This window comes from Microcoleus pseudofavosus SVA1_A4 (assembly GCF_036700565.1).
Taxonomy (GTDB): Bacteria; Cyanobacteriota; Cyanobacteriia; order Cyanobacteriales; family Microcoleaceae; genus Microcoleus.
The window spans coordinates 1-14,958 of record NZ_JAUBPE010000081.1 but is presented as its reverse complement, the minus strand read 5'-3'; the positions used below and the strand labels follow the sequence as shown (position 1 = coordinate 14,958).

The window sequence follows — 14,958 nt, the reverse complement described above, 5'->3', positions numbered from 1 at the left end:
TTACAATTTTAACTAACGTACACAATTTAATACATCAATTACAGCGTATTCCAGGTTTGTGAAGTGTAGGGACACGGCAGTGCCGTGTCCCTACGGGGAAGCTCACGATAGGCGGGTGTACTTCATAAACCTGCAAATCTGCTGTATCTGTAGGGTGCGCGCTGCGCACCTTACCGTTATTAACTAACGTACAAGATTTAATACATCAATAGCTTTACTGCTATAGGGAGACAGTAGTACCAAATCATGAAAAAAACATCGCTGACAACTATATTAACAGACACAATCACCGTGTTTTGGGGAGAATGGTTAGATTTGCGAGTCCGAATCCTGCCAGTTGCCGCCGCTGGTTTAGTATCCCCAGTAATTTACATTCTAGCTTTTGGTTTTGGGTTGGGAAGTTCCTTGCCTAAACCTGCAATTGGCGGCAATTATCTAGAATTTATGCTGCCGGGAATGGTAGCACTTTCATCGATGACAGTAAGTTTTACCGGCACAGTATTTTCGATTTGCGGCGAACGCCTTTTTACTAAAACATTTGAGGAATTGCTGTTGCTGCCAGTACACCCGATCGCTTTGCACGCGGGCAAAATGCTAGCAGGAATATTGCGGGGAATGCTGACTTCTGTTTCGGTAATTTTAGTAGCAGTTTTGTTTACTCAAAAGCTCGTCTTTCTGAACCCACTATTTTTGTTAGTGATAATTCTCAACTCCGCTGTGTTTGCGGGCCTGGGAGTGATAGTTGGGTTAACCGTAAAATCTCTGGAATCTGTCGGATTGTATAACAATTTTCTGATAACTCCCATGTCATTTTTAGGAGCGACATTTTTCGACCCAGCCTCGCTACCCGTAGCCCTGAAAGGAATAGTTTATCTGTTGCCGCTGACTTATGCCAGCATTGGATTGAGAGCCGCTGCTTACGATATGGCAAAGTTTCCTTGGTACAGCATACCTGTTTTGTTAGTAGCTGCGATCGCCTTTTCTTTAATCGGCGCCCGCCAGTTTTCTACCCAGCAAGACTGAAGGAAGTCATTAGTCATCGGTCATATCAACTCCGGTAGCATCGGAATTAATATTACCCACAGTCAGGACACGGCAGTGCCGTGTCCCTACACTTCACAAACCTGGAATACGCTGTAATACCGGTTCTGAGTTCAAAAATGTGATTATTAGTCATTAACTATCAGCTTAAAAAATATTAGAAAGTAACTTATAAATCAAGCGAAAAATAGCTGTTGCAGCGATCGCCCCCAAAGCACCCAACCATCCCGCAAACAACACGCCCGCGATCGGAGAATTCGGATAAAGCGTAACTGCCGCCGTCTGCAAAGCCGGGAAAAACCACAGCAAAGCGAGAGTACCTGCGCCAATAATCAACATCTCAGTCTGTTCGATCGCCCTGCGGTACTGAGCATAAATCAAACCCCCCACGATCGTACCCAACAATCCGATACCAACACTCGGAGAAAACGGTAAACTCGTCAGGGCGATCGCCAGCAACCCCCCCTCAAAACCCGTAAACGCAGCCCCTCCCAAAACCTCCCAAATCGAAAAAGCCCTTCTCCGCGAAGATTGCAGATTTCCCGGAGGAGTCGCAGGAACAGGCACAGGAGGCTGCTGAGTCGGTGGTGGCTGCTGAGTCGGTAGGGGAGTCGGAGTCGGTACTGTCGGGGGCGTCACGACGATAGTAGGCTGTTGAGAATTATACTTCAGAGCCTCTTCCACCTCCGCTGCAGATTGAAAGCGCTGACTCGGAGCCGGCAATAACATTCGATCGAGAACTTGAGCCAAACGCGAGCTTACCTGCACCCGAGAATGCCAATTCCACTCATTTCGATAACTATCAAACAACTCCGTCGGCTGCAAACCGCTGAGCAAAGTAATGCAAGTCACAGCCAGAGCATAAAAATCCGTTGCCGGATAAACTTCTTGCCCGCTCATCTGTTCTGGCGGAGCGTAACCCAAAGAATAAATACCAGTCGAAGCTTTTGCACTCCCAACACTTTGTGTTACTTGTTTAACAGCCCCAAAATCTAATAAATAAAGCCGACCGTTTTTACCCCGCATAATATTAGCAGGTTTAATATCCCGGTGAATCGAACCGCGAGAGTGCACAAAATCGAGAACCTTCAAAATTTGCCGCAGCACCTCCACCGTTTCCGCCTCCGAAAACCTGCCTTTAACAGCCAGTTCATCCTCCAAATTGTGACCGTCAATAAATTCTTGAACCAAATAGAAAAACTGATCGTTTTTCCCCGCCTGCAAACTCGGAACAGTCACCTCAAAAAACGCCAGCAAACTCGGAATTTGCGAATGTTCGTTTCCCAGTTCTTCCAGCACCGCCGCTTCCCGTTCAAAAAGAGTTTGAGCGATTTTTAGCTGTGCCGGAGTCAGACTTACCGACGGCTGCAAAAGTTTAGCAACGCACTGCCGCATCGCCGGAGTATAGCGGTCTCTTGCCAAAAACGCCGCCCCAAAACCGCCTTGACCCAACAACCTCACGGGCAAATAGCGGCCGCTCAAAATCAGGGGCATCCCGCAAGTAGTGCAAAACTTTTGCTGCACCGTTTTCAGCATCGAACTGTCATCTAGATCGGAAAAATAGTTTTGAGGGCGCGGGCAGCCCGGGCGGGTGCAATAAACTTCCATTTTGGTTTGCTATTGGGAATTGCTAATTTGGAATGGGGAATGGAGAATGGGGAATGGGGAATTGGTAATGGTTTAATTCCTAATTCTGCGCGGTTAAACTTTTCTTTTATACCAATCCCAGTTTATTTTACCCTTTTTATCTAGTTTTGGTATTAGTAGGTTTTGGCATCAAAAAAGCCAATTACCGATTCTCGATGCGCGATTCGCGATTCCCGATTCCCAATTTGCTAATTTTACCAGGGATTATCAAACCAGATTTTAATCTCTCAACTAACTGCAAACTGCTAACTACCAGCGACCTGAGAAATTAACTTCCCGCCGAATTTGGAGTTACTATTTCTATGAGTCCCAAATCGATCGCCGGGAGTTCTTTCTTCTCCTGGATGGTGGAATAAGTAGCAAATGTTGGCAAAATTTCATTGCTGAAAGCCTCTGCTGCTTTAGAACGGTAGCGGTTGGGGTTGTAAATCAGCGACAAAATCCGAGTTACTAAAACTTCGTCCATTTGAGATTTGTGTAAAACGCCCATAAGCAACTCTTTTTCGATCGCCGAAACCGACACAAAAGCAGCTCCCAGCCCCGACTGAACGGCATTTTTAATTGCTTCGATCGAATTTAGCTCCATCTCAATTTTCAAGCGGCGCGTGTCAATGCCGCAGCGAGTCAGTACCTGATCGATTACTTTGCGGATAGTAGACTGCGAATCAAGGGATATAAACTGCAATTTGTAAAGGTCTTCTTTTTGGATACTTTCTTGTTGTACCATCGGGTGAGATGGAGGGAGAATCAGAGCCAGTTCGTCCTCAGCGTAAGGAACAATTTCTAAAGCTTCTACAAGTTCGGTAGGAATTTCTCCGCCAACAATTGCTAAATCGATTTGTCCGTTGGCCACACTCCACGCCGTGCGGCGAGTCGAGTGAACGTGAAGCTGTACCGCTACATCCGGGTACTTTTGCCGAAACATCCCGATCATCCGAGGCAAAAGATACGTCCCCGTAGTTTGAGAAGCCCCCACAATCAAAGTACCGCCTTGGAGATTTTGCAAGTCTTCCAGAGCTCGACAAGTTTCCTGGCAAAGCGATAAAATTTTCTCGCCGTAACTCAGCAGCAGGTGTCCGGCTTCGGTGAGTTGAGCCCTGCGCCCCCCCCGATCGAACAGCGGCACGTCTAACTGTCTCTCTAAGTTTTGCACCTGCAAGCTAACTGCTGGCTGGGATACGTAGAGGCTGTCGGCGGCGCGTTTGAAGCTGCCTTCAGAAGCGATCGCCTTGAGAATGCGTAACTGGTCTAAAGTGAAAGGAAGGTCAGACATATATCTAAATTGTCAGTTGTCAGTTGTCAGTTGTCAGTTGTCAGTTGACGGTTGACGGTTGACTGTAGGCAGCGAACAGCAAACAGCGAACAGCAAACAGCGAACAGTCAACAGCGAACAGTCAACAGCGAACAGCGAACAGTCAACAGTCAACAGCGAACAGTGAACAGTTAACTGACTGATAACCGCTGAATGCTCCCATAGATACTTTGTGACACAAATTGGCCGCGAATCAATAACTTTTCTTAATATTTACAATGACGATCGACTTGGTGCTCAACTCCCACTTAGTTATTTTGGGACTTTTACTGGTTTTTGCGATCGCCCACAGCGGTTTAGCAGCCCTCCGGCCAAAAGGTGAAAAGCTGATCGGACCGAGACTTTACCGCGTTTTGTTTGCCCTTGTCAGTTTGCCGCTGGCCGTCATTCTGATTGTCTACTTTTTCAACCACCGCTACGACGGCGTACAGCTTTGGCAAGTACAGGGATTACCCGGAGTTAAACCCGCAGTTTGGATACTTTCGGCAATTTCTTTTCTGTTTCTGTACCCAGCAACATTCAACCTCCTAGAAATTGCCGCAGTCCAAAAGCCCCAAGTTCACCTCTACGAAGCCGGCATCATTCGCATCACCCGTCACCCGCAAATGGTGGGACAGGTGATTTGGTGCGTGGCCCACACCCTGTGGATCGGCACTAGCTTTACCCTCGTCACTTCCATCGGTTTGGTACTTCACCACCTGTTCGGAGTGTGGCACGGCGACAGGCGACTTCAGGCTCGTTTTGGCGAATCCTTTGAAACCCTCAAATCTCGAACCTCAATAATTCCATTTTTGGCAATCCTACAAAAGCGTCAAACCTTTGACTTGCTTGAGTTTCTGCGCCCTTCCTATGTAGGTGTAGTCATTTTTACGGGCCTGCTGTGGAAAATTCATCCTTTTTTGATGCGTGTCACTGGGAACATATACTGGTAGCATGATCCCTAGGATAGAAAAAAATTATTAAATTTTGAGGGATCATGGTGTTGTCGGTTAGCGAACGCACTTTTGCACAAGAGGTGTTTCAAGCCTCTACCCCCGTTTTAGTTCACTTTTCGGCTCCTTGGTGCGGTTTGTGCCGCGCGATCGACCCCACGCTTAAGACTTTTGAGTCACAGTGGGCAGGAAAAGTCAAGCTGGTAGGGGTGAATGCCGATCGATGTTTCAAGTTGGCCAACACTTACCGGCTGACAAGTCTGCCCACGCTGATTTTGTTTGAGGGCGATAAAGTTCGATTTAGATTTGAAGACTACCCAGGGCGGGAGGAACTGCGGCGGACTCTGGATTCCTGGATGCTCGCGGCTCACGTAGCTTCCCCATCTCAACGGCTGCAACTTCAGGAAATAGCCAACAGGTAACGCTTCCACGGCATTCGGCTTTTATGTAGAAGGCATTCAGAATTCCCCATTTGTCGCTCGGCCGCCCGACACCCAAATAAATCTCGCAGTCCTAGACTCACAGGACTGCGAGATTTTTTAATCTATCTTTTGGTCTAGATTTAAGGCGAAGTAGATCGATCGGGAAAATACGAAAACAAATCTCAAGCATTGTCGATCGGCAATTCTTAAGTATTGGAGCGAGTATTTTTGCCCACTCGCGCAGGCTTGTGTCACAATTGTTTACAGTTTTGGCAATATCTAGTAGAAACTTTAAACTACCTATCAGTCATGGAACTGCTTTATCAATACGCTTGGCTGATTCCAGTCCTGCCGCTGGCAGGCGCAATGCTAGTAGGTCTAGGCTTAATCACCTTTAACCAGGCAACCAACAAACTCCGACAAGCGAATGCGATATTAATCGTCTCCGCACTCGGAGGGTCAATGGTACTCTCTTTCGCATTGCTGTGGAGTCAACTACAGGGCCACGCACCCTACACCCGCACTATTCAGTGGGCTTCTGCTGGCGACTTCTCGCTGAATATGGGCTATATCATTGACCCCCTGACGGCGGTGATGCTGGCGATCGTAACCACGGTCGCCTTTTTGGTGATGATTTACACCGACGGCTACATGGCGCACGATGACGGGTACGTGCGCTTTTACGCCTACCTGAGCATCTTCAGCGCGTCGATGTTGGGTCTGGTAATCAGCCCGAACATCGTTCAGATTTACATTTTTTGGGAACTGGTAGGTATGTGTTCGTACCTGCTAGTCGGCTTTTGGTACGATCGCAAACCCGCTGCTGACGCTTGCCAAAAAGCCTTTGTCACCAACCGCGTCGGCGACTTCGGGCTGCTGCTGGGCATCCTCGGCATTTACTGGGCCACCGGCAGCTTTGAATTTGACGTGATGGGCGAACGCCTGCACTCCTTAGTCGAATCCGGCGCCCTCAGCGCTACTCTGGCGACAATCTTCGGCGTCCTCATATTTTTGGGGCCAGCCGCCAAATCCGCTCAATTCCCCCTCCACGTCTGGCTACCAGACGCAATGGAAGGCCCGACACCGATTTCGGCCTTAATCCACGCCGCGACAATGGTAGCCGCCGGCGTATTCCTGATCGCTCGGATGTACCCGGTATTTGAAGGGCTGCCGGCAGTCATGAATTTGATCGCCTGCACGGGCTGTTTTACGGCATTTATGGGTGCTTCGATCGCGATTACCCAAAATGACATCAAAAAAGGCTTAGCCTACTCCACCATCTCCCAGCTCGGCTACATGGTGATGGCAATGGGCATCGGCGCTTACAGTGCCGGACTTTTCCACTTGATGACTCACGCTTATTTCAAAGCAATGCTGTTCCTGTGTTCGGGTTCAGTGATTCACGGGATGGAAGCAGTTGTAGGCCACAACCCCGCACTCGCTCAAGATATGCGAGTCATGGGCGGCTTGCGGAAATATATGCCGATTACAGCAAGTTGCTTTTTGATCGGCAATTTAGCAATCTGCGGAATTCCGCCGTTTGCTGGTTTTTGGTCAAAAGACGAAATCCTCGCCAGCGCCTTCGCAGCAAATCCCGCTTTGTGGGCTGTTAGCTGGCTGACGGCCGGGATGACCGCGTTTTATATGTTCCGAATGTATTTCAGCACCTTTGAGGGCGAATTCCGGGGAAATGACAGCGCCATCAAGCGGCAACTGCTGCAACCCGGGGTTGTTTTTGGCCCGGGAGCGATGAATGTTAAGGAATTGGCGTCAACTGGCGAAAGTCACGACGAACACGACCATTTGCCTCACGAATCTCCTCTGACAATGGCTTTGCCGTTAGTGTTGTTGGCAGTACCTTCTGTGTTTATCGGTTTTCTCGGTACGCCGTTTGCCAATTATTTCGAGCAGTTTGTTCGCGCGCCAGGGGAGTCTCTCGAAGAAGTATTGGAACACGCTGCCGAGTTCGATTTGACGGAATTTCTAATCATGGGCGGAAGCTCTGTAGGTATTGCTTTGCTGGGCATTACTTTGGCTTCTCTGATGTATTTGAGCCGTAAAATTGATGCAGGGGCGATCGCCCAAAAGATCAAACCGCTTTACGAGTTCTCCCTCAACAAGTGGTATCTCGATGACATCAACGAATTTCTCTTCGTCAAAGGCAGCCGCCGTTTAGCGCGGCAAGTCATGGAAGTGGATTTGCGAGTCGTCGATGGTGTGGTTAATTTGACAGGTTTTCTCGCCCTGGTAACAGGCGAAGGATTGAAATACATTGAGAACGGTCGCGCTCAATTTTATGCCCTGATTGTGTTTGTCGCAGTTCTGGGTTTTGCGATCGTTTCGGGAGTCAGTTAAATCGGTAGGGACACGGCATTGTCCATTAGTGTCAACAAACAGGTAAAACCGATAGTCCGACAGGGAATGAATTCCCTGTCTCAAAGCTAAAGTCCTCTTAAGAGGACTGAAGAACTCCTTAAACCTCTTATTGTGGAACAGGCATCTTGCCTGTTCAATACTGGCTTTTTTGGAGATATCTATTAGTCCTCTTGAGAGGACTTTCGCTATTAGCCAGGGGTTTCAACCCCTGGCGGACTGGCGGAATTGCAGATGATCGGCTTAAGTTGACACCAATGGGCATTGCCGTTTCCCACCAGAAGATATTTTAACAACGGTATTAGCTTAATAACTCACAATTGACAATTAGCCAATAGAAATAAATCTTTGATTAAACTCAACTTTTGCGATCGCATAATTGGTCCAAATAATAGCAAAAAAAATTGTTCCGTATAAAGAAAGTATAAAATTTAGGCTAAAAGTGCCAAAATGTGTTTAAACCTAATAACTGATGGATCATTTTAAAACGCAATGGATACAGCTAACTTTCCCTGGTTAACCACAACAATCCTGTTTCCTATTGCTGCGGCTTTGCTGATTCCTTTGATTCCCGATAAGGACGGCAAGACGGTGCGGTGGTATGCTTTGATTGTCGGTTTGATCGATTTTGCTCTGCTTGTTTACGCTTTTTACACTCAGTACGACTTCAGCAATCCTGATTTGCAACTGGTAGAAAGTTACTCTTGGGTGCAGCAACTCGATTTGAATTGGTCGGTGGGTGCTGACGGTTTATCGATGCCGCTGATTTTGCTGACTGGTTTTATTACTACTCTGGCTACTTTAGCTGCTTGGCCGGTCACATTTAAACCGAAGCTATTTTACTTTTTGATGTTGACAATGTACGGCGGCCAAATCGCAGTTTTTGCCGTGCAGGATATGTTGCTGTTTTTCCTGGTTTGGGAACTGGAATTAGTCCCGATTTACCTGATTTTGTCAATCTGGGGCGGCAAGAAGCGCCTCTACGCAGCAACTAAGTTTATCCTATACACCGCAGGCGGTTCGCTGTTTATTTTGCTGGGCGGGCTGACGATGGCGTTTTACGGGGATACGGTGACTTTCGATATGCGGGCGATCGCAGCTAAAGATTACGCCCCCAATGTAGAATTGATCCTGTATACAGGTTTCTTAATAGCTTACGGCGTCAAACTGCCAATTTTTCCGCTGCACACTTGGCTCCCTGACGCTCACGGCGAAGCAACCGCACCCGCCCATATGTTGCTAGCAGGAATTCTGCTAAAAATGGGAGGCTACGCTTTGCTGCGGATGAATGCGGGAATGCTCCCAGATGCTCACGCTACCTTCGCACCGATTTTAGTAATTTTGGGTGTGGTAAATATTGTTTACGCCGCCTTAACTTCTTTTGCTCAGCGCAATTTGAAGCGGAAAATTGCTTATTCTTCGATTTCCCACATGGGCTTTGTGTTAATCGGGATAGCTTCGTTTACCGATTTGGGAACCAGCGGTGCAATGCTGCAAATGGTTTCCCACGGTTTAATCGGGGCGAGTTTGTTCTTTATGGTGGGTTGCACGTACGATCGCACTCACACGCTCATGCTCGATGAAATGGGCGGTGTAGGACAGAAAATGCGTAAGGTTTTCGCCATGTGGACTGCTTGTTCTATGGCTTCTTTGGCTTTGCCGGGAATGAGCGGTTTTGTAGCAGAATTAATGGTATTTGTGGGTTTTGCAACGAGCGATGCTTACAATCCAGTGTTTAAGGTTTGCGTGGTATTTCTAGCCGCTGTCGGGGTGATTTTGACTCCTATTTATCTCCTGTCGATGCTGCGTGAAATCTTCTACGGGCCTGAAAATAAGGAATTGTCGGAGCACGAAGAATTGGTGGATGCGGAACCGCGAGAAGTGTTTATTATTGCGGCGCTGTTAGTGCCGATTATTGGCATTGGTTTGTATCCGAAGATGCTGACTCAGGTTTATGATGCGACTACTGTACAGTTGACTGCAAAGTTGCGCGATTCTGTACCTTCGTTGGTTGCTAAGGCTGCTGCGGATAAAACTGTGTCTCTGCGTGCTCCGGCGATCGAGCCGAGCAAGTTGTGATTTGAACTGGATGTAGGAATCAAACCCCCAAACCCAATTTAAAAACGGGTTTGGGGGTTTTCTATTTTGTTTTGGGCTGAAGCTTGTCTATTAGAGTTTTGCATCAATTTGCGATGATGTTATCTTTGAGATGTTTAGTCTTAACAATTTGATACTCAAAGAGAATGACAGACTATATTCGAGAGCATTATGTCAAGCCACTTTATCTCAAGGTTTTACGTGGTAACTTTTTAGAGATTGGCAAAGATGTAGATGCGTTTGTGAACTCGACAAGAGTTGCTCTAGATGAAGTAACTAACAAAGAACTGATCCAGATGTATAACGGTTGTTGGAGGCATACAATGACTGCAAGTTGGCTTTGTGGAATTGGGCGCTTTTCCCAACATCTCAAGAAAATTGAAACTTTGCTGATGCCAAGTCAAACTTCTTATGCAGGACAATTTCATTGTTTTGCATTAGCTCGTTTGGACGGTGCTGAGTCGGTAAGAGTTTTGCGATCGTATTTAGACACCTACTTACCCGTTGGCGATCGAGAGTACGATCAATTATGGGCTATTGGAGCCTTACGGTGGTTAGATAGCAGGCATGGAACAGATTATGCACAGGTTTATCTAGAAAACCCCGATAATTGGAAACTTGGATATCGAGATCAAGAATACGGGACATTAAGCGCAGAGGAAGGCATTCTCCACTTTCAAAAGGTTATGGACTTTGTAAACAAGTATTTCCCAGAATTTGCGGCGTAGATAGCTCGGCTTCCTACATATCGATTTGCCTGAAAGAAGCGATAATAAATAAGATGCCATTTTGATTGTAAAAGTGTGCTAACTATGACTGAGTTACTTGAGCGTGCGATCGCGCGCGTTGAAAACCTTGTCTGCAAGTGAGCAAGATGCGTTAGCGAAGCTTGCAGAAGAGGATCGCCTCAATGATTTTGGAAGAACTTCAAGACGATCTAAGATGCGATCGAGCATTTTCCCGTTCTCCCGATGTTCTTGCCAAACTTGCAGCCTCCGCAATGGCTGAGTATCACGCAGGTAAAACCCAAGAACTCGATCCAGAAACATCGTGAAGTAGTGAGCTATCATATCCATATCGATCGGATATTATAGCTATGAGAGATTGCTCATGAAGATTAAGGCGATTATCTGGCAAGAAGATGGCGTATGGTGTGGCTCAGTTCCAGGTTGTCACACCTGGGGAGAGAGTTATGAACAGTTGTTAGAGATGCTAGAAGATGCTGTTCAGGGTTGGCTTGAAGTCGCCAGTCAGCAAAATGAACTTGCGCCCGATAAACAGTTAATTGAGTTATCTCTCTGAAATCTGTTTCTGGTAAAGCACTCTGCAAATTAGTCTTAATTGTTCTTTTTCGCGAGACAAATATGCTATAATTAAAGGTGTTAGATTTTGCTTAAAAATTAAGCTGTTTGAGTTTAACTTTATGAGAACGTTCACTGCGGTTGTTGAGAAAGACCATGAAACTGCTTTGTATGTAGGCTATGTTCCCGGTTTCCCTGGAGCCCATTCTCAAGGAGAAACTTTAGACGAACTACAAGCGAACCTGCGTGAAGTGATCGAGATGCTGTTGGAAGATGAGAATCTAGCTTTCAATGCAGAGTTTGTTGGTACTCAGCAAATTGTAGTTGCGTAGGTTATGAGCAATATTCCTGTTTTGAAGCCCCAAGAGATTGTTCGCATCTTACAAAATCTTGGGTTTGTCGAGGTTCGTCAGAAGGGTTCGCACAAGCAGTTTCGTCATGAAGATGGTCGAGGAACGACTGTTCCATTTCATAAAGGTCGCGATATTTCTCCGAGATTGCTACGACAGATTGCAGGTGACATTGAATTGACCGTGGAAGAGTTTTTACAGTCTTGGTAAAATATAAGGGAATACTAACCAAACTGCAACTCATGCTAAAAACCATCGAAGGCATTTATCAGAATGGGCAGATAGTGAGCTATCATATCCATAATAGGATCAAAAGTTATAAAAAAGAGGGAATGTATGCAAACAATCCTTTTGAGTCGTGAAGAAGTCGCTCGTCGTGCGAAACATTTGTATGAGAGCACCATCCGCCAAAAAATTGAATTAGAAGAGAATATTGGCAAGATGGTCATCATTGATATAGAAACAGGCGACTACGAAGTTGATAAAACTGGGCTAAAAGCCGCACGTAGTCTGATGGCAAAGCATCCGTATGCTCGACTTTTTGGCATTCGTATTGGTTACAATGTGGCTGCTTCGTTGGGTGGTGTAATGGAGCGTGTCAACAAGTGATTTGTGGTATTGTGACCGATCGGCACGCGATCGCCCTTGTTGACGTTTCTCCTCCCAAGCGGCTCTACTTTCCCGATCGAGTTTGTCATAGATACGGGCTTCACTGACTACCTATGTTTGCCACCGGAGGCAGTTACCTTACTGGGGTTGCCGTTCCTGTACGATCTCCCTGTAAACTTAGCAGATAACAGTGAAGTCCTAGTAGCAGTTCACGAAGCAATCATCCTTTGGGACGGGGAAGAACGAGAAGTTCGTGTATTTGCTACAGGGCGAAGGCCTCTGATTGGAACTGCTTTGCTGGACGAGCAAGAACTTGTGATTCAGTTCATTGAGGGGGGATTAGTGACGATTGATGAGTTGTAGTTTCCAACACTCGATCGCAATACCCAATACTTCAAAATTACCCTTTGGTCGATCGCTCTTTAATACACTAATTATGATTCAAGACTTATCCTAACTGGGAGCATACGCTCCATCATCTACAATTGAGTGAGGCGGAGTATTCTCCATGGAGCTTTATACTGAGGCATTTTTATGTTGAACGTGACAGTTGATGAAATCCAGCGCGATCCTTCAAAGTATCTGCGTCAAGTGGAGGCAGGTGCAACTTTTGTTATCCTGCAAGCAGATAAGCCGATCGCCGAACTCAGACCTATTTCTAGCAGCAAGCAATTACGACCATTCGGTTTGTGTGCAGGCGAGTTTACCGTTCCAGATGATTTCGACGCTCCTTTGCCGGAAGATATCCTCAGTGCATTTGAAGGTAAATGAAGATTCTGCTAGATACGCACATCTTTTTATGGTTCATCAGTGGTGACGCGCAGTTATCAACAGATGTTCGAGATGCAATTCGCGATCCAGATAATGAGGTCTATTTGAGTGCAGTTTCAGTCTGGGAAGCAATTGTCAAGTACCAGTTGGGTAAGTTACCTCTGCCGGAGCATCCCGAAACATATTTACCCAAACAGCGCGCTCTTCATCAAATTGTCAGTCTTTCTCTTGATGAAAGTAGCGTAGCTCAACTGGCTAAACTGCCACCATTACATCGCGATCCATTTGACAGAATGCTTATCTGTCAAGCTTTAGAGAATGGTCTGACTATTGCAACAGTTGATGGGGTAATTCGTGCCTACTCGGTCAGCGTTATCTAGCAGTTCACGCTTATTTGCCGTCGCACAACTTCATGGCGCCATTCGCGATTGCCATACCCAATACCCAATACTTCAAAATTACCAGTAGGTCGATCGCTCTTCAATTCGGTACGTTAGCGAAGCCCTCGAAGAGGATCGCTCTCTTAATTTCTATCCTTATTGTTATGCCTAAAGTACGATTTTTGTCAAGGGCGATCGCACCCTCGCAAGTTGCAATTTGAACCGGAGGCAAGGAAAAAAAACCCAAAACCCGTTTAATAATCGAGATTTTGGGGTTTTATGTATTTTTTTGGCGATCGAGCTTTTAGGATTCTTATTACTTTTGTTTTGCCCGAACCCAGTAAGTTTTGAAGCGATGCCCTAAAATCCTTAGCAGATAGCTATTAAAATACAGATTGCAAGCTTATTCGCTTTCCAGAATGCAAAATCAAGAGTCATCTATTGTTTTCGATCGAGAACGCGCTTCTTCCTACGACAAAAGATTCGCTAAATTGGCTCCGATGCGCGACGCACTTCATTTACTGATCCGCCTGGTACTTTCCGAACTTCCTACCGATGCACGGATTCTCTGTGTCGGTGCGGGAACCGGCTTGGAATTGATTTATCTGGCTCAAGTGTTTCCACAGTGGCAGTTTACTGCGGTAGAGCCTGCGGCACCGATGCTTGACATCTGTCGCCAACGCGCCGAAGAGTGCGGTATTGCCTCACGTTGCACTTTTCACGAAGGTTATCTCGATTCACTGCCCGCATCGCACTCTTTCGATGCGGCGACTTGCCTTCTGGTTTCTCACTTCTTTATGCAACAAGATGAGCGGCGCAACTTTTTTAGTCAAATTGCTTCACGACTTTGCCCTAACGGATATTTGGTCAGTGCCGATATAGCTTCCGATATGTCTACTTCAGCGTACCAAAGCCTTTCCGAGGTTTGGCTGCGAATGCTGAGGTATTCCGAAGTGCCTGCTGAGGAGATAGAAAAGTTTCGTGCTTCTTATGGTCGAAATACTGCTGTGCTACCGCCACTTGAAGTCGAATCAATAATTGCATCCAGCGGCTTTGATACACCTGTATTGTTCTTACAGACCCTTCTGATTCATGCCTGGTATGCTAGGCGAACACCACCCTCGCTGGAAGTGAATTTATCAACAGCCGCTGAAAAATCTCCTGAAGTGGACTGACAAAAACCAAGTGTGACGTTGCAAAGTTTTCTGGAAGCCGCAGAACCGAGTCGCGCCGAAGAGCGATCGCAATACCAATACCGAATACTTCAAAATTACCAGTAGAGCGATCGCTCTTCTATTCGGTATTGCGTTAGCGAAGCCCTCGAAGAGGATCGCTCTCTTAATTTCTAGCGTTATTGTTCTGCCAAGAGCGCGATATTTGTCAAGGGCGATCGCGCTATCTTTGATTCTTAGGGCTTCAGATCGAGCAGTTGGCGGTAATTGACACCCCGATCGATTATTGTACCGCCTCAGATTGTTTGAGGGCTGCACTGAACCCGAAGTTGTTAAGATTCAGCAGCGATCGGGAATCCTGAAATTCTCTGTTGCCGAATCGGGATGTGAATCACAAACTCAGTGCCCGCTTCAGGTGTAGAAAAACACTTGATTTTACCGCAATGTTTTTCAGTAATGATTTGATAACTAATCGACATCCCCAAACCCGTACCTTTACCGATCGGTTTGGTAGTGAAAAAGGGGTCAAAAATGCGCTGCTTCACTGAGTC

At 46.6% G+C, this 14,958-nt stretch carries 19 protein-coding genes; 15 read left to right on the top strand and 4 right to left on the bottom strand.

Annotation, left to right across the window (positions count from 1 at the left end; genetic code table 11):
* Nucleotides 1-246 precede the first annotated feature (246 nt).
* Complete coding sequence (locus QUA02_RS27325; RefSeq protein ID WP_333032471.1) at nucleotides 247-1,023, top strand: ABC transporter permease; 777 nt, start codon at nucleotides 247-249, stop codon at nucleotides 1,021-1,023.
* Between the two features lie 165 nt (nucleotides 1,024-1,188).
* On the opposite strand, the gene QUA02_RS27320 is transcribed toward QUA02_RS27325, so the two are convergent.
* Nucleotides 1,189-2,649: a protein kinase domain-containing protein gene (locus QUA02_RS27320; RefSeq protein ID WP_333032469.1), complete on the bottom strand. Its 1,461-nt coding sequence runs from the start codon at nucleotides 2,647-2,649 to the stop codon at nucleotides 1,189-1,191.
* A 307-nt stretch (nucleotides 2,650-2,956) separates the two neighbouring features.
* On the bottom strand, nucleotides 2,957-3,961 hold the full coding sequence (locus QUA02_RS27315) for a LysR family transcriptional regulator (RefSeq protein ID WP_333032466.1): 1,005 nt from the start codon (nucleotides 3,959-3,961) through the stop codon (nucleotides 2,957-2,959).
* Between the two features lie 257 nt (nucleotides 3,962-4,218).
* Between QUA02_RS27315 and QUA02_RS27310 the strand changes: the two genes are divergently transcribed.
* The 14 genes from QUA02_RS27310 (at nucleotide 4,219) to QUA02_RS27245 (ending at nucleotide 14,410) form a co-directional block, all read left to right on the top strand.
* On the top strand, nucleotides 4,219-4,932 hold the full coding sequence (locus tag QUA02_RS27310; RefSeq protein ID WP_333032464.1) for an NnrU family protein: 714 nt from the start codon (nucleotides 4,219-4,221) through the stop codon (nucleotides 4,930-4,932).
* Nucleotides 4,933-4,976: 44 nt separating this feature from the next.
* On the top strand, nucleotides 4,977-5,354 hold the full coding sequence (locus tag QUA02_RS27305; RefSeq protein WP_333032462.1) for a thioredoxin family protein: 378 nt from the start codon (nucleotides 4,977-4,979) through the stop codon (nucleotides 5,352-5,354).
* A gap of 309 nt (nucleotides 5,355-5,663) precedes the next feature.
* Complete coding sequence (locus QUA02_RS27300; RefSeq protein ID WP_333032489.1) at nucleotides 5,664-7,709, top strand: NAD(P)H-quinone oxidoreductase subunit 5; 2,046 nt, start codon at nucleotides 5,664-5,666, stop codon at nucleotides 7,707-7,709.
* 510 nt (nucleotides 7,710-8,219) lie between these two features.
* Entirely contained in the window at nucleotides 8,220-9,806 is a 1,587-nt protein-coding gene (ndhD1, locus tag QUA02_RS27295; protein ID WP_445305213.1) for a photosynthetic/respiratory NAD(P)H-quinone oxidoreductase subunit D1, read from the top strand.
* A gap of 164 nt (nucleotides 9,807-9,970) precedes the next feature.
* Entirely contained in the window at nucleotides 9,971-10,552 is a 582-nt protein-coding gene (locus QUA02_RS27290) for a DUF6000 family protein (protein ID WP_333032461.1), read from the top strand.
* A 182-nt stretch (nucleotides 10,553-10,734) separates the two neighbouring features.
* Nucleotides 10,735-10,878 (top strand): hypothetical protein, encoded by a 144-nt coding sequence (locus tag QUA02_RS27285; protein WP_333032458.1) that lies wholly within the window; start codon nucleotides 10,735-10,737, stop codon nucleotides 10,876-10,878.
* Between the two features lie 56 nt (nucleotides 10,879-10,934).
* Entirely contained in the window at nucleotides 10,935-11,126 is a 192-nt protein-coding gene (locus QUA02_RS27280) for a type II toxin-antitoxin system HicB family antitoxin (RefSeq protein ID WP_333032455.1), read from the top strand.
* Nucleotides 11,127-11,247: 121 nt separating this feature from the next.
* Nucleotides 11,248-11,457 (top strand): type II toxin-antitoxin system HicB family antitoxin, encoded by a 210-nt coding sequence (locus QUA02_RS27275; RefSeq protein WP_333032453.1) that lies wholly within the window; start codon nucleotides 11,248-11,250, stop codon nucleotides 11,455-11,457.
* 3 nt (nucleotides 11,458-11,460) lie between these two features.
* A complete protein-coding gene (locus QUA02_RS27270; RefSeq protein ID WP_333032452.1) occupies nucleotides 11,461-11,685 on the top strand; it encodes a type II toxin-antitoxin system HicA family toxin in 225 nt (74 codons plus the stop codon).
* Between the two features lie 126 nt (nucleotides 11,686-11,811).
* The gene (locus tag QUA02_RS27265; protein WP_172190858.1) at nucleotides 11,812-12,084 is read left to right on the top strand and encodes a hypothetical protein; all 273 of its coding nucleotides are present in this window, start codon (nucleotides 11,812-11,814) and stop codon (nucleotides 12,082-12,084) included.
* Nucleotides 12,085-12,123: 39 nt separating this feature from the next.
* Nucleotides 12,124-12,447 carry a clan AA aspartic protease gene (locus QUA02_RS27260; RefSeq protein WP_333032450.1) on the top strand — a complete coding sequence of 108 codons (324 nt, stop codon included), beginning with the start codon at nucleotides 12,124-12,126 and terminating at the stop codon, nucleotides 12,445-12,447.
* A gap of 171 nt (nucleotides 12,448-12,618) precedes the next feature.
* Nucleotides 12,619-12,855 (top strand): type II toxin-antitoxin system Phd/YefM family antitoxin, encoded by a 237-nt coding sequence (locus QUA02_RS27255; protein ID WP_333032448.1) that lies wholly within the window; start codon nucleotides 12,619-12,621, stop codon nucleotides 12,853-12,855.
* Nucleotides 12,852-13,235, top strand: coding sequence for a type II toxin-antitoxin system VapC family toxin (locus QUA02_RS27250; protein ID WP_333032447.1), 384 nt, complete (start codon nucleotides 12,852-12,854; stop codon nucleotides 13,233-13,235). Before QUA02_RS27255 ends, QUA02_RS27250 begins: the two co-directional genes overlap by 4 nt.
* A gap of 419 nt (nucleotides 13,236-13,654) precedes the next feature.
* Nucleotides 13,655-14,410 carry a class I SAM-dependent methyltransferase gene (locus tag QUA02_RS27245; protein WP_333032445.1) on the top strand — a complete coding sequence of 252 codons (756 nt, stop codon included), beginning with the start codon at nucleotides 13,655-13,657 and terminating at the stop codon, nucleotides 14,408-14,410.
* Here the strand turns inward: QUA02_RS27245 and QUA02_RS27240 are convergent.
* The gene (locus tag QUA02_RS27240) at nucleotides 14,375-14,725 is read right to left on the bottom strand and encodes a hypothetical protein (RefSeq protein ID WP_333032443.1); all 351 of its coding nucleotides are present in this window, start codon (nucleotides 14,723-14,725) and stop codon (nucleotides 14,375-14,377) included. The two genes, QUA02_RS27245 and QUA02_RS27240, sit on opposite strands and share 36 nt — an antisense overlap.
* Nucleotides 14,726-14,739: 14 nt before the next feature.
* Nucleotides 14,740-14,958 (bottom strand): ATP-binding protein (locus QUA02_RS27235; protein ID WP_333032442.1); only part of this gene is annotated, 219 nt, incomplete at its 5' end.